We start from the raw sequence: 26819 nt of genomic DNA, 5'->3' as shown, positions 1-26819 counted from the left end.
ATGTATCAATCTGTTACTTTTAGATTAAGATTGCTTCGTCCCTCGCAATGACTTTTAAAAAGTCGGTTGGAAGTTTTCGGCTCCTAGTGAAGCCATATCTTCATAAGTTTTCCATCTTAAATCTACAATTTCTTGTGCCAAACTCATTAGATGTTCTGCATCTTGCGGTTGAGTTTGTTTTAACACTCGGTAACGCAATTCGTTGTAAGCATATTCTTCAAACGGAATGGTAGGTCTGATAGAATCTAAAATAAACGGATTTTGATTATTTTTTCTCAAAACAGGATTGAATCTTATCAACGGCCAATAACCACTAGAAACTGCTTTTTTCTGCTGAGTAAGTCCTTTTTCCATATCAATTCCGTGTGCAATACAATGGCTATAAGCCAAAATTAACGAAGGCCCGTCATAAGCTTCCGCTTCTCTCATTGCCAATAACGTTTGCTGAGGATTTGCTCCCATTGCAATAGTAGCTACGTAAACATTTCCGTAAGAAATTGCCTGCAAAGCAAGGTCTTTTTTACCAACACGTTTTCCCGCAGTTGCAAATTTTGCCGAAGCTCCAGTTGGTGTTGCTTTAGAACTTTGTCCACCAGTATTACTATAAACTTCGGTATCTAAAACCAAAACATTAATATTTCTACCTGTTGAAAGCGCATGGTCTAAACCTCCACTTCCTATATCATAAGCCCAACCATCACCACCAATTAACCAAACTGCACGGTGAACCAAATGGTCTGCCAAAGAGTAAAGATGTTTAGCATCTGGATTTTCAGAATTTTGCAATCTATTTTTTAAGAGTTCTACTCTTTCTCTTTGTTTGATAATTTGACTTTCTAATTTTTGAGGAGCATTGATAATTTCGTTAATGAAATCTTCTCCCAATTCTGGTTTCAATTTTTCGGCGTAAAAATGTGCCATTTGCAATTGTTTATCCGCAGAAAGCCTCATTCCCAGACCAAATTCGGCATTGTCTTCAAAAAGAGAATTGCTCCAGGCAGGTCCTTTTCCTTTAGAATTAGAACTCCAAGGTGTGGTAGGTAAATTCCCTCCGTAAATAGAAGAACAACCCGTTGCATTTGCCACCATTAATCGATCTCCGAAAAGTTGCGTTAAAACTTTTATGTAAGGCGTTTCACCACATCCAGCACAAGCTCCGGAAAACTCGAACATTGGTTCTAAGAACTGTACACCGTGAACCGTAGAGTAATTTACCATATTTTTATCGTGAATTGGTAAATTTTCGAAGTAAGAAATTACTTTTCTTTGCTTTTTAAGGTCTGGATTTTTTGGTAGAACATTTATCGCTCTCAACTCATTATTTTCTTGGTCTATTACAGGGCAAGCTTCGTAACAAAGTTTGCAACCTGTACAATCTTCTTCGTAAACCTGAAGAGTAAATTTCGTTTCCGGGAAACCTCTTGCATTAATAGGTGCAGATTTGAAACCTTCTGGAACTTCCGTTAATAAATCTTTGTGATAAAATTTAGAACGAATAACAGAATGAGGACACACAAAACTACAATTTCCGCATTGGATACAAATATCTGCATTCCAATTGGCAACGTTATCCGAAATATTACGTTTTTCCCATTTTGTAGTACCGTTTGGATACGTTCCATCTGCCGGAATTGCGCTTACAGGCAAATCATCACCTTTGCCTACCATCATTTTGTACGTAATATTTTTCACAAAATCTGGCGCACTTTCGTCGATGGTTTGTTCTTCTCCTTTTTCGGCAGTAATTGTGTTTGGAATAGCAACTTCAAATAAATTTTCTAAAGTTTGGTCTACCGCCAAGAAGTTTTTATCCACAACGGCTTGTCCTTTTTTAATATACGTTTTTTGAATTGCTTTTTTAATTTGTTTAATCGCTTCTTCTTCTGGCAAAACTCCCGAAAGTTTGAAGAAACACGTTTGCATAATGGTGTTAATTCTGCCTCTCATTCCTGTTTTGTGCGCTACTTCGTTCGCATCAATAACGTAAAGTTTTATATTTTTTTCTAAAATCTGCTGTTGTACAAGATATGGTAATTTATCCCAAACCTCATCTTTAGAAAAATGGGAATTCAATAAAAATTTAGCACCATCTTTTGCAAAACTGAGCATATCTTCGTTTTCTAAAAATTTGAAGAAATGACAAGCGATAAAATCTGCTTTTGAAATTAAGTACGGAGCTTCAATAGGTTCGTTACCAAAACGAAGGTGAGAAACGGTTTTTGCACCAGATTTTTTAGAATCGTACACAAAATAACCTTGCGCCGAAAGCTCAGTATTTTCTCCAATAATTTTAATTGAATTTTTATTCGCTCCCACTGTTCCGTCTGCTCCCAAACCAAAGAACAACGCCTGAGTCCAAACGCTATCGTCCAATTTGAAACTGTAATCTACTTCAATACTGGTAAAACTTACATCGTCTGTAATCCCAACTGTGAAATGATTTTTAGAATTTTCGGCTTTTAAATTATCATAAACCGCTTTTACCATTGCTGGCGTAAATTCTTTAGACGAAAGTCCATATCTTCCACCGATAATTTTCGGCATATTCTCTAAAGTTCCATTAGAAAGAGCTTCTGTAAGACCTACCAAAATATCTTGATAAAGAGGTTCTCCGTTAGCTCCAGGTTCTTTGGTTCTGTCTAAAACCGCTATTTTCTTAACAGACTTTGGCAATGTTGCAATAAAATCTTCACTTGGAAAAGGTCTGAAAAGTGAAATTTTAATAACCCCAGTTTTTTCTCCATTTTTATTGAGAAACTCAGAAGTTGGAATTACCGTTTCTACTCCAGAACCCATAATTACGATTACATTTTCTGCTTCAGGATGCCCGAAATAAGAAACCGGCGCATATTTTCTACCCGAAATTTCAGAGAATTTTTGCATTTCTTCCTTTAAAATACCAGGAATTTTAGCATAAAAAGGATTAGAAGTTTCCCTTCCTTGGAAGTAAACATCAGGATTTTGAGCAGTTCCTCTTACAAAAGGTTTATCAGGATTGAGACTTCTATTTCTATGTGCAATTACCAATTCGTCATCTATCATTGCACGAATTTGGTCGTCGCTCAAAAGATTAATTTTATTCACTTCGTGAGAAGTTCTGAAACCGTCAAAGAAATGTATAAACGGAATTCTTGCTCTTAAAGTAGTAGCTTGAGCAATTAAAGCCATGTCATGCGCCTCTTGAACGCTTGTAGAAGAAAGCATTGCAAAACCAGTAGTTCTGGCTGCCATTACATCTTGATGGTCACCAAAAATCGACAAAGCTTGCGCTGCCAAAGAACGAGCTGCCACATGAAAAACAGCGCTCGTAAGTTCTCCTGCAATTTTGTACATATTAGGAAGCATCAGCATTAAACCTTGAGATGCCGTGAAAGTGGTAGTTAATGCTCCCGCTTGCAAAGAACCGTGAACTGTACCAGCAGCGCCACCTTCACTTTGCATTTCTATAATTTCGGGAACATTTCCCCAGATATTTTTAATTCCTTTAGACGCCCATTCGTCTGCCAATTCTGCCATTGTAGAAGATGGCGTAATAGGATAAATGGCGCAAACTTCGTTTACTCTATAAGCTACGTACGCTGCGGCTTCATTTCCGTCTATTGTTGCTATGATTGGATTTTTATTCATAATTGATAGTTGATGATTGATAAATGATTTTTTAATATTTCAACCATTGATTAATGATTTCTTGAAATTTTTCTAAATCAGTATATTTTCTTGTTTTTACTGTCTCTATTTCTTTTTTATATGATTCTTCTAATTCTTTTGATAAAACTCTAGGCTCAGATTTTTTTGTAACTTTATCAAATAAATTCCAATCATCTATAATTTTTTTTAAATCTGAATTGATAAAGAAATTTTTCACACCAAATGAATTAATATGTTTCTCAATTGGTAAGTAATAAACAAAACCTGTGAAAACATCCTCATATTTATCATCTGTTTTGGTAGCTTGCCATACATCAAAATTATCTTTCCCAAAAGGAGAATCTTTAAAATTAAATCCAACATTTTCTTTTCCCGAAAACTTAAAAGAAGCATCCCATTTTCCATTTTGAATCGGAACTTGTTCCATTCCTTGAAACATTTTAGCTTTATCCTTATCTCTTTCGTCAAATTTGTTTAGTGATGCTAAATAATTTATATATACATTCGCTGTTCTCCCTTTATATTTTTCAAAAAAATAGTCTCCCACATTTCTATCTTTAGTGTAAGATTTTGAAAAAGCATGTCTGTAATTCATAATTACTAAAGCTTTTTTTCTTGTAGAATTTTGACTTAAACTATCAAAAGTTTTTATGATATAACTTGCCATTAAACTATCTCTTTTGGGATAATTATTTATTAGATAGTCTTTCATTCCCTGCTCATTTTTTCTCTCTTCAACTGAAGGATTAATGGAACCTGAGGTAAAAAGGTTAATCTGTCTTTTATTTTTTAAAGTTGAGTTTAAAGTATTAAGTTTTCCTGTAAAATCATAAAAATTTGTATTGTACCAAACATTAGGAAAAAATCCGTTCCTATATACTTCTGCCTGTTTAATCTGCTTCAAACTATCATTAGAAAACTTGTTTTTAATGAAATTTAAAGTATTTTGCCGATTACTATAAGAACCCACTTCTGTAAAAATATTGCCTACATTTTTTTCAAAATACGGCGAGCTTACAATGTCATAAATCAAGTCATACTGAGTGGTTTCAGTATGTTGCCTTTCACACAAAATAACTATATCATACTTTTTAAATAAATCTAAAACATAATCTTTTGCAGAAACATTTTGTTTTTCAAGAAAATTAACATATTTGGTGAGTTCAGGATTAGTTTTTTGACAAAAAGCTAGGATGCTAATCAAGAAAAAAGTTAAACCTATGAATCTTTTTTTCATGTTTTTAAATTTTAACTAATGTCATGTATTTTGACTTAAAAATCAATTAATGTTCTAAAACCATATCCAAAGCATGACAAGGACATTGTTCTGCACAAACGCCACAACCTGTACACAAATCGTAATTTATTGTGTAGCCTTCTCCTTTTCCGTTTTTGGAAATCGCACCTTCTGGACACGCTCCATAACAACTATCACACTCAAAACAATTTCCGCAAGAAAGACAACGTTGCGCCTCGTAAACCGCTTCTTCTGTGGTATAACCACCAACAATTTCGTCAAACGTTTCTACCGCTTTTTCAATGTCTAAATGTTGTTGAGCTCTAGCTTCAGCATTGGTTTTGAACCAAATTTGCAGTTGATTAATTTTTATTAAAGGATTATTTGCAGATTTTTTGTAGGTAGAATTTCTAAGCCAAGCATCAATATTTCTAGCCGCTTTTTTACCGTGTCCCGTTGCAATGGTAACTGTTCTTTCGCTAGGAACCATATCTCCTCCAGCGAAAATTCCGGGATAGCCCGTCATCATTGCAGCATTTACATCTACGGTAGTTCCGTCTTCTTTGAAGGTAATTCCTTCAATATTTTTTAAGAAATCAGTATCAGCTTCTTGTCCGAGTGCCAAAATTAAAGAATCTGCTTCTAGTGTTTCATATTCACCCGTTGGAATTGCTTTTCCATCAACCACTTGCATTTTTTCCACGGTAATAGAAGAAGTTTCCATATTTTTAATAGAACTCAACCAATGGATTTTCACCCCTTCACTCAAAGCTTCATCTGCTTCAAATTCGTGAGCAGGCATGTGTTCTCGGTCTCTTCTATAGATAATCATTGCTTCATCAGCGCCTAATCTTTTAGCCGTTCTAGCAGCATCCATCGCCGTGTTTCCACCGCCATAAATGGCAACTCTCCTACCAAGAAGAGGTTTGTTATCGCTATTTTCGTCGGCATCTTTCAAGAAAGAAACCGCATCTAAAATTTTGCTAGCTTCTTGCGCAGGAATATTCACTTTTTTAGCAATATGAGCTCCAATTGCAACAAAAACGGCATCAAAACCACCATTTTCTTTTTCTTTGAGAATATCTGCAACTTTATAATTGAGAACAATTTTTACTCCGAAATTTTCAATTCTTTTAATTTCTGCTTGAAGAATATTCCTTGGCATTCTGTACGCCGGAATTCCAAAATTCATCATTCCACCAGCAACGGGACCCGCTTCGAAAATGGTAACTTCGTGCCCCAACTTCCTAAGATGATACGCCGCCGAAAGCCCAGAAGGACCAGCACCAACTATCATAATTTTTTTACCACTAGAAAAAGTAATAGGAGTATATTGCCAATCGTTTTTAAGAGCTTCGTCTCCTAAAAATCTTTCTACAGCGTGAATACTTACCGAAGTATCTAAATCTTTTCTATTACAAGAATTTTCGCAAGGGTGATAGCATACTCTACCGTGAATTGCAGGCAGAGGATTTTGTTCGGTTAACTTTCTCCAAGCATCTTCTACTTTACCTTCTTGCGCTAAAGAAAGCCATTCTTGAATGTTTTCGCCAGCTGGACATGCCTGATTACACGGAGGTAAAAAATGCACATATTCTGGTTTGCTTTTTCTTATAGAGCCAGTACCTTTACTGCTCTCAAGATTAGCAAGTTTTGTTAAATCTGTTCTAATAAAATTCATTTTTTCAAATTAAAATTTGCAAACAAATTTATTAAATAACAAGCAATAAATAAGACTAAATAATCCTATTTATATCATGTTTAATTAATTTTTATTTAGAATAATACTAAAAAAGCAGCTTAAAAATTTAAACTGCTTTACTTTAAATATCAAAAATTTTTAATTATTGAATTTTAGACCAAAGATTGTAACCGCCATTCAAATTAACAACTTTGAAACCATTATTTTTGAGAATTCTATTTGCCAAATAACCTCTTAAACCAACCTGACAATAGATTGCGTAAACTCTTTCTTTATCTAAATTTTGCAGATTTTCCCTTAAATCGTCCACATTAATATTAATAGCGCCTTCTATATAACCTCCAGCAAATTCTTTAGACGTTCTAACATCTAAAATTACTGCATTATTTTTTTCAACAAATTGCCAAAAATCATCATAATTTACCATTTCCAAATCTCCTTTCAAGATATTTTCTGCGGTATAACCAGCAATATTTACAGGGTCTTTAGCCGAATTAAAAGGCGGAGCGTACGTAATTTCAATTTCGGGCAAATCATAAACTGTAAGATTTCCTTTAATCGCCGCTGCAATAACGTCTATTCTTTTATCAACACCAGCTTCACCAACAGCCTGAGCACCGAAAATTTTTCCTTCATCGTCAAAAATCAGTTTCAAAACCATATTTTTTGCTCCAGGATAATAGCCCGCGTGATGTCCGCGAGTTACAATTGCGGTTTTATAAGGAATATTATTTTTTTTCAAGAATTTCTCGTTGAGACCAGTAGAAGCCACCGAAAGTTCGAAAAATTTCAAAATGGAAGAACCCAAACTTCCAGAATATTTGTATTGATTTCCTAAAATAATATTGTCTGCAACAATTCTTCCTTGTCTGTTTGCCGGCCAAGCCAAAGGAATCAAAACCTTTTTATTATTAATGTAATGCGCTACTTCTATGGCATCTCCCACAGCATAAATATCAGGATTAGAAGTTTGTAAAAATTCATTTACCAAAATTCCACGAGTTTCACCAATTTCAAGACCAGCTTCTACCGCCAATTTAGTTTCAGGTTTTACACCAATTGCCAGAATTACGGCGTCTGTTTCTACAGAAGTTCCATCATTCAAAAAAACTTCTATAGTTTCGCCTTTATCTTTAAATTTTTCTACGCCCATATTTAATAATAGCTCCAGACCTTTTTGTTTGGCTTTTTCGTGAACAAAACTAGCAATATCAAAATCTACAGGCGCCATTACTTGATTGCCTAACTCTACTAATTTCACATTTTTACCAGCTTCAATTAAATTTTCTGCTACTTCCAAACCAATGAAACCACCACCAACAACCACAAAATTCTGAGAATTTTTAGTTTTCGCAATGATTCTATCCATGTCGGGAATATTTCTCAAAGTATAAATTTTATCAGAATTAATTCCTTCAAAAGGCGGTTTTATAGGCTCTGCTCCTGGAGAAAGAAGAAGTTTATCGTAAGATTCTGTATAAATTTCTTCGGATTGAAGATTCTTAACCGTCACTTTCTTTTCAGTAGTATTAATCGATAGAACTTCTGAAAAAACCCTAACATCAAGATTGTATCTTTCGTTAAGAGATTCTGGAGTTTGTAGTAAAAGAGCATCTCTCTTGTGAATAGTTCCTCCAATATGGTAAGGCAAACCACAATTAGCAAAACTCACATATTGACCTTTTTCGAAAATAATCACTTCATTTTCTTCTGATAATCTTCTTAATCTTGTAGCTGCCGTTGCACCACCTGCAACTCCTCCAACAATTAATATCTTCATTCTTAGAATTTTTTAATAATGCAAAAGTACTCGGCTTTTAGGTTTTAAACGGTAACAGTTGTTACAAAAATAAACTGATATTTAACATATTAAAAAATTGAATTAAAAATTTTAACACTGATTATCAATAAATTACAAATATTTTCAAAATAAATTAGTACTTTGTATTGCATAATACTAAATTTATTACATATCTTTGCAATACAAATTTAAAATATACAATATGAAAACTTATCAAGAAAGCGAACATCAATATTACTCAGATAGCAGAGCAAAATTGTTTCGCGATGAAGACAACAGACAAATTGCCGGAGTTTGTGCCGGATTAGGAAGATATTTCGGACTAGAAACTTCTTTAATAAGAATCGTTTGGTTTTTATTAGGATTTATCGGAATATTTTCTGCAGGAATTTCAACCTTTATGGTTGTAATGGTTTATTTAATCTTATGGATTATTGTACCAAAAGGCAGAACAGTACGTAATTTTGAGGCAAAAAGATAATATTTTTTTAAATAACTACTTTGTATTGCATAATACTAAAAATAATATATATCTTTGCATTGTAGAATTATAAAAATTATCATCTAATAAACCTACAAAAAAGGAATGAACTTTTAACCAAATTAAAAAATAACAAGACAGATGAACACAGAAAACACCAAAGCGCAAATGCGTAAAGGAATTCTAGAATTCTGTATTTTGAGTCTTATCAACAATAGAGAAATGTATGTTTCTGATCTGATAGACGAACTCAAAAAAGGAAAACTAGATGTAGTAGAAGGAACACTCTACCCTTTGCTAACAAGATTGAAAAACGGAGAATTTCTCGCTTACAGATGGGAAGAATCTACAAGCGGACCTCCGAGAAAGTATTATCAAATAACAGATAAAGGAAAAACTTTTCTTACAGAACTATTAAATACTTGGAATGAATTAACAGAATCTGTAAACCAAATTACCAAAACTTCTTAAAACTAAACTATGAACAAAACATTATCTATAGGACTTGCAGGTTTTTCTTTCACAATAGAAGAACACGCTTATATAAAACTGAGTGATTACCTCAGCGCTCTTAGAAGCTCTTTAGACGCTACAGAAGCAGATGAAGTAATGCACGATATTGAAATTAGAATTGTAGAAATTCTAAGAGAACAAATGGCAAAACGAGAAGTAGTAAATGATGAAGATGTAGAAAAAGTAATTGCACAAATAGGAAAACCAGAAGTAATAGAAGAACAAGAACAAGCTTATTTTTCTGAAAAAACTGAAAAACCAAGAGCTTTTTCTGGTCAGAAACAATTATTTCGTGATCCGGAAGGAAAAATCTTAGGTGGTGTTTCTGGCGGATTAGGACATTATTTCGGGATAGATAAAGTTTGGGTAAGATTAATTTTCATAATTCTAATCTTCGCAAAAGGTTTCGGTTTATTACTTTACCCTATTCTTTGGTTGGTAATTCCGGTTGCAAATTCTGCGAGTGATTTTTTGAAAATGAAAGGCAAACCTGCAAATTTTGACAATCTGAAAAACGAATCGAACAAAATTGTACAATTTGCTAATGAATCTACACAAAGAGTGGGGCAACTTTACCAAGAAAACAAACATTATGTAGCAGACGCAGGAAACGGTTTTGCAACATTTTTAAGAGTAGTTTTTGGTGGAATCTTTGCTTTGTTAGCTTTTAGCTTTATTATTGGAACATTCGCACTTTTTGGCTTGTTCGGAAACCCTTCTTTCCCAGGAACATCAATGTTCAATTTTCTTTTTGATGAAGGCGGAATGAATACTGTTTTAATTGTAATTTCAATACTTACAATTTTAATTCCTGCCATTATTTTTACTTTAATTAGTATTAAATTATTCTCACCAAAAACAAAACTTAGAAACTTTGGATATATAATTGGTGTACTTACTTTGCTTTGGATAGGTTTGTTAACTTTCTTTGGAGTGAGCTTTGCAAAAAATAAAATGATTTATCAAGGTCATAAAGAAGAAACCGAAGAAATAGCCATCACTACCACTTCAGACAGTATTATTTTAGACCAAAAACAAGTAGTAATTCCAGCAAATTTCACAGCTTATAATGATGATATTTTCTCAGACAAAAAAACGGTGTATGATGAAGATTATCCAGATGTAAAAATTATAAGAAAAGAAGATGTAAAAACACCATATCTAATTATTAAAAAAACTGCTGATGGTTACAACCAACCGCTTAATATGTTAGCACCAGTAGAAGTACAAGGAAACAAAATTTTCTTACCAAATTACATTAGCTATCCTTATGCTCAAAGATTTAGAGATTATAAAGTTGATTATGAATTGATAGTTCCTACAAAAATGGTAGTATTAGACCCAAAAGATAAAGTGAATACTTATGGTGATAATGAAAAAGATGATGACGATGATGATAATGTTTCTGAAGTGGGAAAAGGTAAAATAGACATCAACGGAACTACGATTGAATACAATTCTAATGATAACGACAGCGTAATTATTAACGGAAAAAAATATCCGAAATCTACCGCAGACAGCATCATTAAAAGAGATTTAAAAAATCACAATCAATTTAAAGATGTTAAAGACCTAAAAAATCTAGACATCTCAATAGACGAAAATGGTTCTAAAATTAAGATTAAAACAAATAAATAGTTCTAGTTTAGGATGGCTGCCGAAGGAAGAATTAACCTAAATTTGGCAGCCTATTAAAAAAACACTCGAAAGTCAATTTTTATAGAATTTCAATAAATAATCTAATTCACTAGACAATTGGCAACAATTAATCTTCAGAATAAAAATAAACATGAAATTTTAGAAAATTTTAACACTACTAATAATAAAATTCACAAATAAATTTCTAATTTAGCAGTGTCATTTTTAGGACAAAAAAACTACCACACACAAAAGAAAAAACCATGATTCAATTAGTATTAGAAATCGTAATTAAAGTGATGGATTTCATAAGCAGTCTTTTTTAAAAGAATTTTAAACAATATTAATTATATTTGCAAGTAACCTTTGTAAGGTTACTTGTTTTGTTTTAAAATCAAAAAATATGAAGTTTATCAAAAAAATAATTGCACAATTCGTATTATGGATTTGGGGTTGGAAAATCGTTTTAGAAGGACCGGCTAGTAATCTGGAACGTTGTGTATTGGTAGTTGCACCTCACACCGCAAACGAAGAATATATTCTAGGAAATCTTGCCTATTGGGTTTTAGGAAAAAAACTAAAAGTAATCATCAAAGACGCTCATACAAAAGCTTGGTACGGATTTTTAATTAAAAGTTTAGGCGGAATTGGAATAGACAGAAGCCAAAGAAATGATTTGATAAATTTTGTAAAAAGAGAATTCCAAAAAGATAATTTCAGTTTGGTAATTACACCAGAAGGAACCAGAAGTTGGGTTCCAAAATGGAGAAAAGGCTTCTATCACATGGCTTTAGAATCTAAAGTGCCTATAGTAATTGCTGCGGGAGATTTTAAAGAAAAAACCATGTATCTAGGCAAAAAAATTTCGGTGGAAGAATTAGAAACTCGAAGCTACGAAAGTATTATGCAGGAATTACAAGATTATTTTCAAAAAATTACACCAAAATATCCAGAAAAGTGGAATCCAAAAATATTCTAAAAAAAAGTCTAAATTAAATCCTAAAATACTTTCGTTTTAAATAAAAGAAATGACAAATACAGAAAAACTTGTCCAGCTAAACCAATGGAATAAAGATACTTTGATGGAAACTTTAGGAATTGTTTTCACAGAATTGGGAGACGATTATTTAGTAGGAACAATGCCTGTTAATTCTAAAGTTCATCAACCTTTAAAAATGCTTCACGGTGGCGCTAGCATTGCGCTTGCCGAAAGTCTTGGCTCTTGTCTTTCTAATATTTTGGTATTTTCTGAAGACAAAGCTGCTGTAGGAACTTCCATCAATTCTAATCATTTGAAAAGTAAAAACGAAGGAATTGTAACAGGAACCGCAAGAATAATTAGAAAAGGAAAAACGCTCCATTTTCTAGAAATTGAAATAAAAGACGAAAAAGAAAGTCTTATTTGCCATTGTACGATGACGAATATGGTAATAAATAGACAGATTGAAAAATAATGAAATTCATTTGCAGATTGCCTTTTGCTGAAGATTATATTTTAGCAACTCACGAAAGTATTGGCAAAAATAGAGTAGAATTTTCTAGTTTTACTGGAAACAAAAAATTAGAATTAAAAAATAATTCTCTTACTTATCTTAAAGAAGAAAATCTAGAAAATCTCTTCTTTAATGAAGTAAATTTACCAGAAATAGATGCTTCTGAAAACTTTCCAACACACGAAAGTTACATAGAAGAAGTAAAAAAAGCCATCGAAATCATCAGAGAAAACAATTTGCCTAAATTAGTGATTTCCAGACCAATAAAAAAAGAAATTTCGAATTTAAATCTGCTTGATTCCTTCAAAAATATTTGCGCTAATTACAAAAACACTCTTTGCTATCTATTAATAAGCGAGGACGAAATTTGGATGGGTGCAACTCCAGAAATTTTAGGAAAATTCAATAAAAAAACGCAAGAATTTTTCACGATGAGTTTGGCAGGAACACTTCCAATTAATGAAGAATGGAGCAACAAAGAAATTGAAGAACAAAAACCTGTAAGCCAATATATTTTAGAGAAATTAAAAGACTTTTCTGATGATGTAAACGTTTCGGAAACTTACACGCACAACAGTGGAAACATAAAACATCTTAGAAATGATTTTTCGGCGAAAATAAATTCTGAAAATTTAGAAGAACTCATCACCAAACTCCATCCAACCCCTGCAGTTTGTGGCATCCCAAAAGATTTTTGTAAGGAAAAAATTCTAGAAATAGAAAACTATAACAGAGAATTCTATGCTGGATACATCAAGATAGAATCCGAAGAAGAAATCTATTATTTTGTGAATTTAAGGTGTGCTAAAATATTCAAAAACAATATTATAGCATTTGCCGGCGGTGGAATTACCATTATGAGTAACCCCGAAAAAGAATGGCAAGAAACCGAATTGAAGTCTCAAGCTATTCTTAATCATCTTAAATTTTAGAAAATTCTATTTTTTCTCTGACAGTTTTCTCCAAGTATTCATCACAATAGTTACCAAAATACCCAAAACTGCCGCTACAATAGAGAATAAAAATTTATTATTTTCTTGGTGCAAAATCCCTATATTCCAATCTACAGCGTATAAATTTACACCAATAAAAATAATGAATAGCACTAAAAAAACTTTATAAAAGGTTGTCATATCTGTTGAGAATTTATTTTTTAAATTTTTGAATTTCCACTTTTTAATTTTTATTTAAAAGTGAACATAATTTGAAAATAGTTGAGCAAAATTAGCCGTAAATAATTTAATTGAAATCGCTAAAAGAATAATTCCGAAAACTTTTTTTAAAATCATCAGCGTTGCATCTCCAATTTTTTCTTCGATAAAATTAGCAGATTTCAGTACAATATATACCAAAATAGTATTGAGTAAAATCCCTAAAATAATGTTTACCACATGAAACTCTGCTCTAAGCGAAAGCGTTGTAGTAAGCGTACCAGCACCAGCAACCAAAGGAAACGCAATAGGAACAATAGAAGCAGCTTTTACACTTTCTACTTTATGAATTTCTATTCCTAAAATCATTTCTAAAGCAATTATAAAAATAACAAAAGCTCCTGCAATGGCGAAAGAATTAACATCTATCCCAATCAACTTCAGCATTTTATCTCCTAAAAACAAGAAAACAATCATTAATCCTCCAGAAACAATAGATGCTCTTTCCGAATCTATATGCCCAAATTGTTTGCGAAGGCTCACAATAATTGGCACAGAACCTAGAATATCTATCACAGCAAAGAGAACCATAAAACAAGTCATTGTTTCTTTAAGAGAAAAAGCTTCAATCATAGAGAAATTTTTATTAATTCAACAAAAATATGAATATTATTTACTAATTCATAATTTCCGAATAAATCTTGACGATGCTGTGGTAAAGTTCGTCTAAATGTTCTTGGTCGTGAATTGGAGCATATTTTTCGATAGACATTAGTTTTTCTAAATCATTAAAATCTTCGAAAAATTTTCTTCCTTTTGTATTTTGAACATAAGATTTCAAACTTTCTTTGCTTTTTCTTTCAATATAAGTTTCTACATCGTGATGCAAATCTTCATACGTTTTGAAAAATGCAGAAAAATCTCCATCAACTTTTAAGGTATTTAAATAATTAAAATAACTGTAAAAATCTGGTTTAATCTGATTTCTGATTCTTTCTTCTTCTTCGGCAATAGTTGTAATTGGTTTCAAAGGAATTGGTTTTAAAACCTTTTTTTCTTTTCTTCTGTTTACAAAATAATAAAATACTAAACCACAACCGAATAACAGAGCCAAATTCAGCAGCACATTTTTCCAATTAAATGAATAATAAGAAGCATTGTTTTTTTTCTCAACCACAGGAAGCGGAACGGTTTCTATAACGTTTTTGGTATAATCATCTACCACATCCAAAGTGGTTTTGTTGGCTGCAATTTGCTGTGGCGTTAACACATTTAGCAATAGAGATTTAACTCCAATATCTACGTATTTTTTTAGATTTGGATCAAAAAAAGAAAAATCTTCTGTTGAAATATTAATTTTACCAGATTTTTTAGGAATTAAAACATAAGTTGCTGCTATTACACCGTTTACGCCTTCTTTATTGGTAGTAAGTTTTGATGTAATTTTTGGTTTGAAGAAAGTATATTGCTCCGAATCAATAATTTTTGGAAGTTTATTGGCATCTAAATTACCATTTCCTGCAATTTTAACTAAAACATTTACAGGTTTATTTATTTCAATTTCTTTGGACGAATCTATTGCTTCTATGCTTACATTAAAATTACCAACAGCATTTTTAAAACTTTCTGGCGAACCCGTTGGTAAATTTTTCACATTAATTTTAACTTTATTAGAAACCACTTTGCCCATTTCTGCATTTTTAACCAAAGCAGAAACTGGTTCTATTTCTACATTTCCAGATTTTTCTGGGAAAATAACAAAAGTGGCAATAACTTGAGAAGAATACTCTCCGTCATCTTTTGTTTCTATATTTTGTTTTTTGTAGCTAATTGGTTTTACAATTGCATTGTACTGCTCTGAAACTTTGATATTTTCTAATTTTCTAAAATTATCAAAATTTTTACTATAAGCTCTCAAAACTGCTACTGTAGGCTGATTTTCATATACCGTTTTATCCGAAACTTCAAGATTTAGATACACATCTTTAACTAAATAATCTGCTTCAGGATTTTTGGAACCATCTTTTACTAATATATCAAAAGGTTCAGATTTATAGATTTTACCATTTACCGTAAGAAGTGCAGACCCAATTTTTACCTTGCCAGAAACTTTTGGCATCAGATAATATTGATAAACAAATTGATTTACTCTAAGTCCTTTTCTTTGGTCGATAAAAGTATTTTGTTCTGATGCGGTACCAATAATATCAAATTTAGACAAATCTGGCATTCTTAACGGAGATTGCTGCACCAAATCATCACCAGCAACTTCTTGAACAATAGTAAGAACAATTGGTTCGTTTGGTTTAGCCTCTTTTACGTTAACATCCGTCAAAAGAGTAACTTGTCCGTAAGAAATTACGGATAGAAGAAGAAACGTTATGTATTGCAATTTCTTCATTTATTACCAATCTTTTTCATTGCTTTCTGGGAGAGAAAATGCGTCTTTATTTAGCAATTTTCTAGCTGTTTCTTTCTCCTGATTAGCACTTCTTTCTAAAATTAATTTTTGCACATCTTTAGGGATTTTATTCCCTTGATTCTGCTGATTATTTTTTTCTTGTTGGTTTGGCAATTTACCTTGGTTACCATTTCCTTTGTTTTGGTTTCCTTGGTTTCCATTTTCCTGATTTTTAGAATTATTATTTTTTTCGTCTTTATTTTTATTATCTCCGTCTTGATTTTTTTGGTCTTGATTGTTTTGATTCTTATTATTTTGGTTTTGTTGATTCTGATTATTCTGCTGTTGATTTTGTTGCTTTTGATCTTTTTTCTTCATGGCGATTTGAAGATTTTTAAGAATTGCTTTATTATCAGCATCAAGTTTCAACGCACTTTTATAAGAATTGATGGCTTTATCTGTGTTGCCGTTTTGGAGAAATGTGTTCCCAAGATTATACAGCGAAGCCGCTTTTTCGTCAGAATTTTTGGTAAGTTTTTGTGCTTTTTGATATTCGGAAGCCGCTTGGTCGTACATTTTCTTTTTATAAAGTGTATTAGCAAGATTATAATGCGCACCAAAATCATCGTTTTTTTTCTTTACTGCATCAAAAAACATAGAAGAAGCATTATCGTAATTTTTTTTATCAAAACTACGATTACCTTTATAGATAAGTGTATTTAAGCTTTCCTGAGCATTAAAGCTTAAAAGCCCAAGAAACAAGAATATAAAATATGTAAGATACTTTTTCAACATTTGTCCTACAAAAATATTGCTTTAAATGTTAAAAACGACATTACTAAATGTTAAATAAATGATAAAAATAACCTTCTAACACAATAAAACTGAAATTAATAGAGCTAAAAAATCAAATCTTCAAAAAACATTTAAATATTTAAATCATTTTTAGGGTTTAACATAAATATTAAAATAAAAAACAACACCGAAATCCCCAAAAACCATTGATAATAATGCACAGCAGATTGCGTATCTATAACAGTTTGAGAACTTCCCTTCTGTGTTTGCAAAATGGTAAGAATCTTAGAAACTGCCGTAGAGAGATTGTTCCCATCAATATATTCTCCATCTGTATCATAAGCAATGGACATTAGTGCTTCAGTTTGTCTTTTGGTAATAACCGTTTCATCACTAGCATCGGTTTTATATCCCATTAATTGTCCATACATATACATAGGAATTGGCGCACCTTCTTCGGTTCCTACTCCAATTGTATTAATTATAATTCCTTCTTTCCGCGCCTTACTTATTGCTGCTTTCTCGTTTCCTTCGTTATCTTCTCCATCGCTTATCATGATGATTTTCCTAGCTCCTTTTGGTACATTTTTAAATTTATCAGCTGCTACATCAACAGCTTTTAAAAAATCTGTTCCTTGCTTTGGGATAATATTAGTTTCAATGGCATCTATATAATTTTCGGCCGCAGAATAATCTGAAGTAAGTGGCATTATCGATTGTGCATCACCTGCAAAAACTACTATTCCTATCTTATCGTCGTGCATCTGTTGAATGCAGTTTTTCAAAATATTTTTAGCTTGTTGCAATCTTGTTGGTTCTATATCTTCTGCATTCATCGAATTAGAAACGTCTAGCACAAAAATTACAGAATTTACTTTTTGCTGCACTTTCATTTCTTGTTTTCCGCTGAGGAAATCTACCATCGCTAAAACTAAAAACAAAAAACCTAAAAGATATAAAACGGGGAAAACTTTTGAAAAAACATTTCCTTTCGGATATAATTCTTGATGAAATTTAGCTTCAGCAAAAAGAGTTTTCTTTGCTTTTTTCCATTTTTTAAAACTAAATACAAGAACTGCAACTACAGGCAAAACCAATAGCAATAAGAGATACCAATAATTTCCTATACTAAAATCCATCATGTTATTCTTAATTAAAAGTTCTAAAAAATCTCCATCTCATTACAGCATCAATCACTAGAAAAACCAAGGAAATCCATAGAAAAACTCTGAAATATTCATCATAATTATACACTTTATTGGTTTTAATTTTAGATTTTTCTAACGTATCAATTTCGTTGTAAATGCTTTCCAAACTTTCATTAGAAGTAGCTCTAAAGTATTTTCCACCTGTTATTTTTGAAATTTCAGACAGTGTAGCTTCGTCTATTTCTACTTTTTGTTCTTCAAAACTAATCCCGAAAACATCTATCACAGGGAAAAGTGCATATCCATTAGTTCCAATTCCGATGGTGTAAACTTTAATACCATAATTTTTCGCCAATTCTCCTGCAATTTGTGGAGGCATTGCATTAGGAACGGTATTTACTCCGTCTGTCATTAAAATTATAATTTTACTTTTCGACTTGCTATTTTTAAGATGATTAACGGCAACCGAAAGTCCTTCTCCTATTGCAGTACCAGACAAATCTAAGCTAGGATTCATCTCGTTTAATTCGTCTAAAATCACTTGATGGTCTGATGTAAGCGGAACTTTTGTAATGGCTTCGCCCCAATATTCTACCAAACCTATTCTGTCTGAAGTTCTTTTTTTAACAAAATCTTTGGCAATATTTTTAAGAGCGGTAATTCTGTCTGGCTCTAAATCTTTTGCTAACATACTCGGAGAAACATCTACCGCCAAGAAAATATCTACACCTTTGGTCTCGTCTCTATCGTCTGAAATACTAAAAGTTCTTGGTCTTGCCAAAGCTAAAATAAGCCCCGAAAGAATGATATATTTGGTAATTTTCAGAAATTTTTGAATCCAATTGAAATTTCCTGCTACCAACATATTTTTGGTTGTGGAAACATTAATTCCCAACTTTTTCTTCTTGGCAAAATCTTTAATAATTAAAGGAATAAATACCAAAAAGAGCAATAAAAAATATGGACTGTGAAACTCAAAATTCATTAGCTTATCTCTCTTAAATGTTCTGCTTCCAAATCTTTGGTAGAACGTTCTACAAAATCATAAATTTCTTTAAAATCTTTCTTCATCATGTCTTGATTTGGGAAAATTTTCGCAAATTTCACCATATCTCCTCTCAAGAAAACATCTTCCACTACTTTTTCGTTTTCAGAAGAGATTTTATTGGTATTTTTCATTAAATCAATCAAATCATCCGTCAATAAAACATCTGCCGGAATGTGATATTGCTGAGTAATAAATGCTCTGGTAATGTCTATCAATTCTACATAAAACATCCTGAAATTGCCATTTTCGGCGTATTTTTTCTTTTCAAGATTTTTTAAATCTATTAAAGTTTTATGAATGGGAAGTTTCGTTTTATTATTCTTTTTGAAAACGCCATTTTTGAACAATCCTAAAACAACGAATAGCAAAGCAACAATCGCCAATGCAGCTAAAGCGTACCATTTGTACATTTCCCAATAATCGTTCCATCCGAGATTAACTTGCTTATTGTTCATAATATCGTTAATCTTATCATCTGCATTTACAGGATTATAAACCGTAATCTCGTAAGGAATTGTTTTCAAAACGTCTCCATTAACAGAAAATTCTAATGGCGGAATCGTAAATTTACCTTCCTCAAAAATCTGAAATTCTACCGTTCTGCTGTAATTATCAAACGTTTTATTAATCTCGTCTTTTGTTTCTTCAAAATGAAAAGGCATCAACTCATTTTTGGGCATAGAAATTACATCTCTGCCATGCAAATCATTAACAGAAACTCTAAAAACCACTTTTTCTCCCAGTGCAACTTTATCCTTCGAAAGATTAGAAGAAAGTGTCTGCGAAAACGCCACAACACTTAGAAAAATAAAGAAAAATATTTTTATTTTTTTTGAAATTAAATTCATTTTTCAAACATTATTAAAATAAGAAGACTCAGTAAATTATAAAATTTATCTCTTCTGAAAATAATTGTACAACAATCTTGTATAATCGTCTTCTGCTTTTACTTCCACAAAACTTGCAGAACTCTTCTCAAAAGCATCTTTTATATCTCTAATTTTTTGCTTCTGAGATTCTGCGTAATTATAACGCCATCTTTTACTAGAAGTATTTACCCAAATTTGTTTCCCCGTTTCAATATCTCTAAAAAAAGCGTATCCAACATCCGGGATTTCATTATCCTTTTCATCATAAATTCTCAATCCTAACAACTGATGTTTTTTTGAAGCAATTTTAAGCAACTTATCATCAAATTCATCAGAAAAATCTGAGAAAAGAAAAGCCAAAGATTTCTTTTTGAAAACGTGCATCATGTATTCTAAAGCAGCATCAACATTAGCTTCTGCTTCCACATAATCTGCTGTAAGAATCGTAGAAATAATTGCCAAAATATGTTTTTTCCCTTTTTGTGGAGGAATTACCTTATATACTTTATCGGCAAACAAAATAAGCCCAACTTTATCATTATTTCCTGAAGCCGAAAACCCCAAACTAGCACAAATTTCTGCCACTAAATCTCGTTTCAACTCTATTTTAGTTCCATAATTCATAGAAGCTGAAATATCTACCATCAACATCATGGTAAGCTCACGCTCTTCTTCCATTACTTTTACATAAGGTTCTTTGAAACGAGCTGTTTTATTCCAATCTATTCTTCTAATATCGTCGCCAGATTGATACGGACGAACCTCGGCAAAAGTCATCCCTTGTCCTTTAAAAGCACTGTGATATTGCCCCATCAAAGTATTTTCCGTTCTTTTTCTAGTACGAATTTCTATTTGTTTTACTTTTTTTACAATATCTTTTATTTGCATCTCTTTTTTGTAAGTGATAAATGATAAGTGATAAATGATGATTAACAATTTACTTTATCTTTTTTAAATAAAGATAAACATCACCTGATTTTTTAAAAACATAATTATTCCAAAAATTTTCATCATTTAAATTATCAACAGAAAAATTCCAATCAGTAAGTTTTTCCATATCATTAACAACAGTTTCACCAAAATCTAATTTGTCTTTAATTGTTTTTGAAGGAAAATAGTTCCACTCATATAAAGTACCATTGCTTTCTACAAAATAATGGATTGTTAATGTATTTTTATTTTCAGTAAACAAAACAGGGTTGATAGATTTATTTCTTTCTATTGGAAAAATTAAAGAGTGTTCTGAATATTTAGAAATTGACTTATTTTTTAATAAAGTTTCATAATAAGGTTTGTAAAAATTCTCTAATCTATCTTTTTCAAAACTCTCGTTGGATTTAGTTTTATCATCTCTCAACTTATCCGCAACTATTTCGTAAAGACAAATATAATCACGATTATTAAGATCATCTTCTTTCCAAATGCTTTCTCCATAATTATCCCAATCTTTATCTTTCTTCAAATCTTCAACTTTACTAAATAGATTTGTTTCCCAAAAATCAGAATTAAATTCTGTAGAATTTTCCTTGAAAAAATTTAAAGTTTGTAAATTATTCAAAAAATATAGTTTTGCTTCGTCATAATTCTTTGAATTAAAATAAGTAACATTACTTTTTCTATAAAACCAATTTCCATTGTATTTTACACCTTCTACAATATAAGCATAATTGGAGTGATTTTCTTTAAAATAATTAGGATCTTTGATATCAGTATCTGTCAAAATTTTCACATTCTTATCCTTATTGTTTTTTTGCAAACTCATAAAATCCTGACTTATTCCTTGCTTTAAAAAAAATCCTACAAATTTAGTTTTATCTTCATTTGTAATTAATTGATAAATATCTTTTAAATCTATATTTTCATCTTTTTCAGCAATAATATTTTTAAGAAAATCCGCATTAAAATCTTTGTTTAAATAATTGTCTTTCAAAAAAACATTTCTATTGTATGCTATCTCTCTATTATTTTTAAGAGTAACATTATTCATTGCTACTTCTTTAATAATATCGTCTAAAGCCTGTGAAAGCGCATTATTAATACAACAATTTAAAGACTTCCCATCGCAAGAAAACTCAAAACCAGGATTATACAATCCGCCTTTGTAAATTTGTTCTAAAACAATACTTTTCTTACTATTATCATACAATTGAACTTTTACATCAGCAAAAGTTTTTCCTTTTTCTTTATAAATTTTGACTAAAGGAAAATTTAAAACATATTGAGTAGTCTCTTTTTCAGAAATAGATTTTAAATTTTCTAAACTTCCGTTACTTTTTTCAGTAGAAAGTTTTATCAAAACATTTGGAAAATGTTCATAAAATCTATAAAATAGAAAACCAGAAGAACCAACAGAAACTGTATTAAAAAAGTCTAATTGTTTAACAAAATCATTTAAACTCTTTTGGTATATCCTTATATTTTCAGGATTATCTCCTTCTGTAAACAATTCTCCAGCTCTATTGTTATTTCTTATATCTTGATTTAATTTTGAAATATCTTTTCCAAAATTTTTATCATATATTTTTTCAGACACTGGCAAAACCAAAATCTGAGGATCAAATTTTTGTTGTCCAAAAACAAAAATTGAGAAATAAACAAAACCTAAAAAAAATATCTTCTTGAGCATTTTAAAACGTTTTCAACTTTCAATTCTCAATTTTCAATTAAGGAGCAGAAACCTTTCCTAAAATTTTATCTACAATTGCGTCTGCATCTACATCTTCTGCTTCCGCTTCAAAACTTAAACCAATTCTGTGACGAAGAACATCTTTTGCAATTGCTTTTACATCTTCTGGAATTACGAAAGCTCTTCCTTTTAAGAAAGCAAAAGCTCGAGAAGCAATCGCTAAATTGATAGAAGCTCTTGGCGACGCTCCAAAACTGATATAACTTTTAAGTTCAGAAAGTTCATATTTTTCTGGAAATCTAGTCGCGAAAACCATATCAAGAATATATTTTTCTATTTTTTCGTCCAAATAAATTTGATTGATAATTTTCTTAGCCTCAACTATTTGTTCCAAAGAAATTACAGGTTTTATCTGAGGAATTTCTTGTGTTGAAACCATTCTCATCACTTGTCTTTCGTCTTCAAATTCAGGATAATCAATCTTACATTTCAGCATAAAACGGTCGGTTTGCGCTTCTGGCAAAAGATAAGTTCCTTCTTGGTCAATAGGATTTTGAGTTGCCAAAACCAAAAATGGCGTTGGTAATTTCATGGTTTCATCACCAATGGTAACTTGTTTTTCTTGCATTACTTCCAAAAGTGCAGATTGTACTTTTGCAGGAGCACGATTAATTTCGTCTGCCAACACAAAATTTGCAAAAACAGGACCTTTTTTAATCGAAAAATCGTTTTCTTTTACATTATAAATTTGCGTTCCTACCACATCAGCAGGCAACAAATCTGGCGTAAACTGAATTCTAGAAAATTCGCCGTGTACAGCTTCGGAAAGCGTTTTAATAGCCAAAGTTTTTGCCAAACCAGGCACACCTTCTAGCAAAACATGCCCATTTCCTAATAAGCCTACCAAAAGCCTATCTACCATGTATTCTTGCCCAATAATTGCTCTGTTTATTTCCTTTTTCAGTAAAGAAAAATAGATGTTTTGTTCTTTTACTTTTTCTGTTAATTGTTTAATATCTTCTGCTTGATTTATTTCTTGCATAATTTTAGAAAAATTAGAGTGTAAATTTCACTATTTTCGGGCAAACAGCCACACAATTAATGCCAATTTTTGGTTAAAGTTTGTTAAAAAAAGTCGGAAGTTGGAAATCAGAAGTCATAAGTTAAAAAATTGACAATTTCTTCTGTATAAAAAATATCACTAAAATATTGATTTTCAATAAATTAAAACAATAAAAAAACTTTAAGAATATTTTATAAAAAACTTCCATCTTCCAACTTCCATCTTCCGTTCAATTTCAGTATTTTTGGAGATTAAAATATTTAGACAAATGAACACTCATTTTCAAAATCACAGAGCCGTAAGAAAAAATTTACTTAAAATATTACAAAACACTTCTCAAAAAGATTTGGTTACCATACCAGATGGTTTCAACAATAATATCTATTGGAATATCGCACACTGCGTAGCAACACAACAATTGCTTTGCTATTACCTAAGCGGAAATCCTTTTAGAATTGATAAATATTGGGTAGAAAATTATAAAAAAGGAACTCTTGCAAACCTTAATGTTTCTGAATCTGAAGTAGAAGATTTAGGATTTTTACTCATCGAAACTTCAAAAATTTTAATGAAAGACTATGACGACGATTTCTTTACAGATTATACCGCATATTCTACAAGTTTCGGAATAGATTTAAAAAATATTCAAGATGCCATTATTTTCAACAACATGCACGAAAGTCTTCATTTTGGATATGTAATGGCTCAAAAACGTGCTTTGATTGGAGAAGAATTTTAGAGAAAGTCAGAAGACCAAAGTCGGAAGAAAAAAAAACTTTTTATTGCTCTGTAAGAGCATTAGGTTTGTAGCAGAAAATATAAAACACATTTTTTTAAGTTCCGTAGGAACGACACAAAAAGAATTCATATTAAAAAAATTAAAAAATTGGGAGAATTCAATAAAAAATACAATTCGGGAGAGAAAAGAAATTTTAATTCTAAAAATTTCGATAGAAAACCTCGCTTCGACAACCATCAAAATTCGGAAAACGAATCAAAAAACGAAAAAGAAGACTTCATTTTCGGGTTAAGACCTGTGATGGAAGCAATAGAAGCGGGCAAAACCATTGATAAAATCTTTGTACAAGGAGGTTTACAAGGCGATATTTATTCCGAATTAAAAAAATTACTAAAAAAATACAATATTCGTCCAAACACGGTTCCCGTAGAGAAGCTGAATCGTTTTACGAGAAAAAATCACCAAGGTGTTGTGGCGTTTATTTCAGAAATTCCATTCTATAAAATTGAAGATATTTTACCTCAAATTTTTGAAGAAGGAAAAACTCCGTTTCTATTAATTTTAGACAGATTAACAGATGTAAGAAATTTTGGAGCGATTGCCAGAACCGCAGAATGTGTTGGTATTGATGCGATTGTAATTCCTGATAAAGGCGCAGCTCCTATAAATTCGGATGCAATAAAAACCTCTGCTGGTGCATTGTACAATGTAAAAATTTGCAAAGAAAATAATTTGGCTCACGCGGTAGATTTTCTTCAACAATCTGGCGTTACCGTTTTTGCAGCAACAGAAAAAGCAGAAAAATTAATTTATAATGCAGATTTCTCCGAACCTTGCGCGATTGTAATGGGAAATGAAGAAACCGGAATTTCTAAAGAAGTTCTACATCATGCAGACGAAAAAATAAAACTTCCAATTACAGGAAAAACGCAATCTCTAAACGTTTCTGTAGCTTGTGGAGCTATTTTATATGAAGCGGTGAGGCAGAAGATGATAGGAGAATTTTAGAGTTAGATAATTTGTCAATTTATTAAATAAAAACTGAAAAAAGAGTTGCATAAGCACTACTAAAAGTAAATAAAAAGGCAAGATTATTGCTTCAAAACATATAATTAAAATTTATTAAATGAAAAAAATAACAGCATTTGCGCTGCTTTCTATAGCAATTATCTCTTGTAATAAAGAGACAAAAACAGTTACAAAGGTTGATCCTAAAACAGGAAAAACCATTACAGTAGAAGTTCCGGCAGAAAAATCTGGAGAAACAGCTACGGTTGCAAACCCTGCCATTAAAGATTCTTTGGGCATATATTATTCTACTTTTAAACTAGAAAAAGGCAAAACTTATCCTTTCACTACTTACCAAAGAGATACTCAAACCATGTCTGATGGCTCAAAATCTATGACAGGAACTAACGAATCTACAGACGAAATGAATTTTACGGTAAATGGCATAGACGAAAAAGGTAACTATGACATTACAATGAATTTAGTAGGCAAAAGAATGTCTGCTTCAGCGCAAGGAAAAACCCAAACTATCGATACAAAAGGGGCTGCACCGAGTGATCCTCAACAAAAATTTATGTGGGAAGTGCAAAAAGCTCAAGTAGGAAACAAACTGAATATGAAAATGGATAAACATGGTAAAATCCTTTCCATTACTGGTTTCGAACCTATTTATCAAAAAATAAACAAAGCGGCAAGTTCTATTATTAAAGACGCTGCACAAACAAAAAGTTTTATGGAAGGTTTTAAACTAAGCTTTAGCGAAAAATCTTTGAAAGAACAATTTGGAAAAAACATCAACATTTTCCCTGTGAAAGGTGCAAAAATAGGACAAAGTTGGTCTGAATCTGAAAATGTAACTCCAGATGGAAGCATCAAAATTACAACTACTTACACCCTTACAAAAGTAGAAAACGGAATTGCAGAAATCTCTATTAAAGGTGGAATTCCTAAAAAAGATAAAAAACAAGCTAAAGACGGAATGTCTCACGAAATAAGCCTTGAAGGTAGCCAAAACGGAACCATCAGAATTGACGCCAATACGGGTTGGATTTTGGGTACAAAATTAAACTTAACTACATCTCAAAAAGAAAGTCTTTCAGACGGAAAACAATCTCAATCTTTGAGCAAAAAATCTAGCTCTTTGGTTTCAATCAATCCTAGTTATAAATTTTAAGAAAAATGTCTGTTATCAAATATTTAATCGAAATAATTTTAGCAACCATTATTATTTTCTTCGTGTGGAATATCTTGAAGAGAATATTTTTTAATGCTTTTTACAAAAATTTTCCTCAATTCAATCCTAAAAATCAGCAAAACTCAAGACCAAATTCTCAAAAGAAAACCATAAAAGAAAACGTACATTGGGATGCAGAAACGGTAGATTTTGAAGAAGTGAAAGAAGAAAAATAAAATCGGTAATTTTAGTTGAAACCTTATAAATTCTGAACATAAATTTTA

24 protein-coding genes are annotated in these 26819 nt (G+C 31.5%); 10 read left to right on the top strand and 14 right to left on the bottom strand.

The features are described 5' to 3' along the window. Positions 1 to 54: 54 nt before the first annotated feature. From nifJ to QM746_RS05920, 4 genes are all read right to left on the bottom strand, one after another. Positions 55 to 3627 (bottom strand): pyruvate:ferredoxin (flavodoxin) oxidoreductase, encoded by a 3573-nt coding sequence (gene nifJ, locus QM746_RS05935; protein ID WP_414983374.1) that lies wholly within the window; start codon positions 3625 to 3627, stop codon positions 55 to 57. A 31-nt stretch (positions 3628 to 3658) separates the two neighbouring features. Further along, a complete protein-coding gene (locus QM746_RS05930; protein ID WP_414983373.1) occupies positions 3659 to 4885 on the bottom strand; it encodes a hypothetical protein in 1227 nt (408 codons plus the stop codon). 46 nt (positions 4886 to 4931) lie between these two features. Then, the gene (locus QM746_RS05925) at positions 4932 to 6566 is read right to left on the bottom strand and encodes an NAD(P)-binding protein (RefSeq protein WP_414983372.1); all 1635 of its coding nucleotides are present in this window, start codon (positions 6564 to 6566) and stop codon (positions 4932 to 4934) included. Positions 6567 to 6729: 163 nt separating this feature from the next. Then, a complete protein-coding gene (locus QM746_RS05920) occupies positions 6730 to 8367 on the bottom strand; it encodes an FAD-dependent oxidoreductase (protein WP_414983371.1) in 1638 nt (545 codons plus the stop codon). Between the two features lie 223 nt (positions 8368 to 8590). Here QM746_RS05920 and QM746_RS05915 point away from each other — a divergent pair, with 223 nt between their 5' ends. From QM746_RS05915 to QM746_RS05890, 6 genes are all read left to right on the top strand, one after another. Then, on the top strand, positions 8591 to 8869 hold the full coding sequence (locus QM746_RS05915) for a PspC domain-containing protein (RefSeq protein ID WP_414983370.1): 279 nt from the start codon (positions 8591 to 8593) through the stop codon (positions 8867 to 8869). 141 nt (positions 8870 to 9010) lie between these two features. Then, complete coding sequence (locus QM746_RS05910; RefSeq protein ID WP_374362067.1) at positions 9011 to 9340, top strand: PadR family transcriptional regulator; 330 nt, start codon at positions 9011 to 9013, stop codon at positions 9338 to 9340. A 9-nt stretch (positions 9341 to 9349) separates the two neighbouring features. Beyond that, entirely contained in the window at positions 9350 to 11020 is a 1671-nt protein-coding gene (locus QM746_RS05905; protein WP_414983369.1) for a PspC domain-containing protein, read from the top strand. 412 nt (positions 11021 to 11432) lie between these two features. Then, positions 11433 to 11999, top strand: a complete 567-nt coding sequence (locus QM746_RS05900) for a 1-acyl-sn-glycerol-3-phosphate acyltransferase (RefSeq protein ID WP_414985125.1) — start codon at positions 11433 to 11435, stop codon at positions 11997 to 11999. A 49-nt stretch (positions 12000 to 12048) separates the two neighbouring features. Continuing rightward, on the top strand, positions 12049 to 12474 hold the full coding sequence (locus QM746_RS05895) for a PaaI family thioesterase (RefSeq protein ID WP_414983368.1): 426 nt from the start codon (positions 12049 to 12051) through the stop codon (positions 12472 to 12474). Beyond that, a complete protein-coding gene (locus tag QM746_RS05890) occupies positions 12474 to 13445 on the top strand; it encodes a chorismate-binding protein (protein WP_414983367.1) in 972 nt (323 codons plus the stop codon). The genes QM746_RS05895 and QM746_RS05890 overlap by 1 nt, the downstream gene beginning before the upstream one ends. 6 nt (positions 13446 to 13451) lie before the next feature. Here the strand turns inward: QM746_RS05890 and QM746_RS05885 are convergent, their stop codons facing one another. The 10 genes from QM746_RS05885 to QM746_RS05840 all read right to left on the bottom strand — a co-directional run bounded on the left by QM746_RS05885 (position 13452) and on the right by QM746_RS05840 (position 23593). Continuing rightward, complete coding sequence (locus QM746_RS05885; RefSeq protein ID WP_414983366.1) at positions 13452 to 13646, bottom strand: hypothetical protein; 195 nt, start codon at positions 13644 to 13646, stop codon at positions 13452 to 13454. A 54-nt stretch (positions 13647 to 13700) separates the two neighbouring features. Continuing rightward, on the bottom strand, positions 13701 to 14297 hold the full coding sequence (locus QM746_RS05880) for a MarC family protein (RefSeq protein ID WP_374362078.1): 597 nt from the start codon (positions 14295 to 14297) through the stop codon (positions 13701 to 13703). Positions 14298 to 14340: 43 nt separating this feature from the next. After that, complete coding sequence (locus QM746_RS05875) at positions 14341 to 16065, bottom strand: BatD family protein (RefSeq protein ID WP_414983365.1); 1725 nt, start codon at positions 16063 to 16065, stop codon at positions 14341 to 14343. Between the two features lie 3 nt (positions 16066 to 16068). Beyond that, positions 16069 to 16860 (bottom strand): tetratricopeptide repeat protein, encoded by a 792-nt coding sequence (locus QM746_RS05870; RefSeq protein WP_414983364.1) that lies wholly within the window; start codon positions 16858 to 16860, stop codon positions 16069 to 16071. 131 nt (positions 16861 to 16991) lie between these two features. After that, complete coding sequence (locus QM746_RS05865; protein WP_414983363.1) at positions 16992 to 18002, bottom strand: vWA domain-containing protein; 1011 nt, start codon at positions 18000 to 18002, stop codon at positions 16992 to 16994. A 7-nt stretch (positions 18003 to 18009) separates the two neighbouring features. Further along, positions 18010 to 18993, bottom strand: a complete 984-nt coding sequence (locus tag QM746_RS05860; protein ID WP_414983362.1) for a vWA domain-containing protein — start codon at positions 18991 to 18993, stop codon at positions 18010 to 18012. Then, the gene (locus QM746_RS05855; protein WP_414983361.1) at positions 18993 to 19904 is read right to left on the bottom strand and encodes a BatD family protein; all 912 of its coding nucleotides are present in this window, start codon (positions 19902 to 19904) and stop codon (positions 18993 to 18995) included. Before QM746_RS05855 ends, QM746_RS05860 begins: the two co-directional genes overlap by 1 nt. Before the next feature lie 45 nt (positions 19905 to 19949). Continuing rightward, the gene (locus tag QM746_RS05850) at positions 19950 to 20813 is read right to left on the bottom strand and encodes a DUF58 domain-containing protein (RefSeq protein WP_414983360.1); all 864 of its coding nucleotides are present in this window, start codon (positions 20811 to 20813) and stop codon (positions 19950 to 19952) included. 49 nt (positions 20814 to 20862) lie between these two features. Beyond that, the gene (locus QM746_RS05845; protein ID WP_414983359.1) at positions 20863 to 22551 is read right to left on the bottom strand and encodes a hypothetical protein; all 1689 of its coding nucleotides are present in this window, start codon (positions 22549 to 22551) and stop codon (positions 20863 to 20865) included. A gap of 37 nt (positions 22552 to 22588) precedes the next feature. Then, the gene (locus QM746_RS05840; RefSeq protein ID WP_414983358.1) at positions 22589 to 23593 is read right to left on the bottom strand and encodes an AAA family ATPase; all 1005 of its coding nucleotides are present in this window, start codon (positions 23591 to 23593) and stop codon (positions 22589 to 22591) included. A 289-nt stretch (positions 23594 to 23882) separates the two neighbouring features. Between QM746_RS05840 and QM746_RS05835 the strand changes: the two genes are divergently transcribed. The 4 genes from QM746_RS05835 to QM746_RS05820 all read left to right on the top strand — a co-directional run bounded on the left by QM746_RS05835 (position 23883) and on the right by QM746_RS05820 (position 26771). Then, a complete protein-coding gene (locus QM746_RS05835) occupies positions 23883 to 24353 on the top strand; it encodes a DinB family protein (protein WP_414983357.1) in 471 nt (156 codons plus the stop codon). 279 nt (positions 24354 to 24632) lie between these two features. Beyond that, the gene (gene rlmB, locus QM746_RS05830; RefSeq protein WP_414985124.1) at positions 24633 to 25361 is read left to right on the top strand and encodes a 23S rRNA (guanosine(2251)-2'-O)-methyltransferase RlmB; all 729 of its coding nucleotides are present in this window, start codon (positions 24633 to 24635) and stop codon (positions 25359 to 25361) included. Positions 25362 to 25479: 118 nt separating this feature from the next. Next, positions 25480 to 26535 (top strand): DUF6263 family protein, encoded by a 1056-nt coding sequence (locus tag QM746_RS05825; protein WP_414983356.1) that lies wholly within the window; start codon positions 25480 to 25482, stop codon positions 26533 to 26535. Positions 26536 to 26540: 5 nt separating this feature from the next. Next, positions 26541 to 26771 carry a hypothetical protein gene (locus QM746_RS05820; protein WP_374362105.1) on the top strand — a complete coding sequence of 77 codons (231 nt, stop codon included), beginning with the start codon at positions 26541 to 26543 and terminating at the stop codon, positions 26769 to 26771. The last annotated feature ends 48 nt before the right edge of the window (positions 26772 to 26819 follow it).

Origin of the sequence: Cloacibacterium sp. (genome assembly GCF_047601505.1) — a bacterium.
GTDB lineage: Bacteria > Bacteroidota > Bacteroidia > Flavobacteriales > Weeksellaceae > Cloacibacterium.
The sequence above is the reverse complement of the archived record's forward strand: the minus strand, read 5'-3'. Positions and strand labels throughout refer to the sequence as shown.

Excerpts from the sequence above, each read along its gene's own strand:
- nifJ (WP_414983374.1), bottom strand. The coding sequence starts at position 3,627 with ATGAATAAAAATCCAATCATAGCAACAATAGACGGAAATGAAGCCGCA.
- QM746_RS05930 (WP_414983373.1), bottom strand. The coding sequence starts at position 4,885 with ATGAAAAAAAGATTCATAGGTTTAACTTTTTTCTTGATTAGCATCCTA.
- QM746_RS05925 (WP_414983372.1), bottom strand. The coding sequence starts at position 6,566 with ATGAATTTTATTAGAACAGATTTAACAAAACTTGCTAATCTTGAGAGC.
- QM746_RS05920 (WP_414983371.1), bottom strand. The coding sequence starts at position 8,367 with ATGAAGATATTAATTGTTGGAGGAGTTGCAGGTGGTGCAACGGCAGCT.
- QM746_RS05915 (WP_414983370.1), top strand. The coding sequence starts at position 8,591 with ATGAAAACTTATCAAGAAAGCGAACATCAATATTACTCAGATAGCAGA.
- QM746_RS05910 (WP_374362067.1), top strand. The coding sequence starts at position 9,011 with ATGAACACAGAAAACACCAAAGCGCAAATGCGTAAAGGAATTCTAGAA.
- QM746_RS05905 (WP_414983369.1), top strand. The coding sequence starts at position 9,350 with ATGAACAAAACATTATCTATAGGACTTGCAGGTTTTTCTTTCACAATA.
- QM746_RS05895 (WP_414983368.1), top strand. The coding sequence starts at position 12,049 with ATGACAAATACAGAAAAACTTGTCCAGCTAAACCAATGGAATAAAGAT.
- QM746_RS05890 (WP_414983367.1), top strand. The coding sequence starts at position 12,474 with ATGAAATTCATTTGCAGATTGCCTTTTGCTGAAGATTATATTTTAGCA.
- QM746_RS05885 (WP_414983366.1), bottom strand. The coding sequence starts at position 13,646 with ATGACAACCTTTTATAAAGTTTTTTTAGTGCTATTCATTATTTTTATT.
- QM746_RS05880 (WP_374362078.1), bottom strand. The coding sequence starts at position 14,297 with ATGATTGAAGCTTTTTCTCTTAAAGAAACAATGACTTGTTTTATGGTT.
- QM746_RS05875 (WP_414983365.1), bottom strand. The coding sequence starts at position 16,065 with ATGAAGAAATTGCAATACATAACGTTTCTTCTTCTATCCGTAATTTCT.
- QM746_RS05870 (WP_414983364.1), bottom strand. The coding sequence starts at position 16,860 with ATGTTGAAAAAGTATCTTACATATTTTATATTCTTGTTTCTTGGGCTT.
- QM746_RS05865 (WP_414983363.1), bottom strand. The coding sequence starts at position 18,002 with ATGATGGATTTTAGTATAGGAAATTATTGGTATCTCTTATTGCTATTG.
- QM746_RS05860 (WP_414983362.1), bottom strand. The coding sequence starts at position 18,993 with ATGAATTTTGAGTTTCACAGTCCATATTTTTTATTGCTCTTTTTGGTA.
- QM746_RS05855 (WP_414983361.1), bottom strand. The coding sequence starts at position 19,904 with ATGAATTTAATTTCAAAAAAAATAAAAATATTTTTCTTTATTTTTCTA.
- QM746_RS05850 (WP_414983360.1), bottom strand. The coding sequence starts at position 20,813 with ATGCAAATAAAAGATATTGTAAAAAAAGTAAAACAAATAGAAATTCGT.
- QM746_RS05845 (WP_414983359.1), bottom strand. The coding sequence starts at position 22,551 with ATGCTCAAGAAGATATTTTTTTTAGGTTTTGTTTATTTCTCAATTTTT.
- QM746_RS05840 (WP_414983358.1), bottom strand. The coding sequence starts at position 23,593 with ATGCAAGAAATAAATCAAGCAGAAGATATTAAACAATTAACAGAAAAA.
- QM746_RS05835 (WP_414983357.1), top strand. The coding sequence starts at position 23,883 with ATGAACACTCATTTTCAAAATCACAGAGCCGTAAGAAAAAATTTACTT.
- QM746_RS05825 (WP_414983356.1), top strand. The coding sequence starts at position 25,480 with ATGAAAAAAATAACAGCATTTGCGCTGCTTTCTATAGCAATTATCTCT.
- QM746_RS05820 (WP_374362105.1), top strand. The coding sequence starts at position 26,541 with ATGTCTGTTATCAAATATTTAATCGAAATAATTTTAGCAACCATTATT.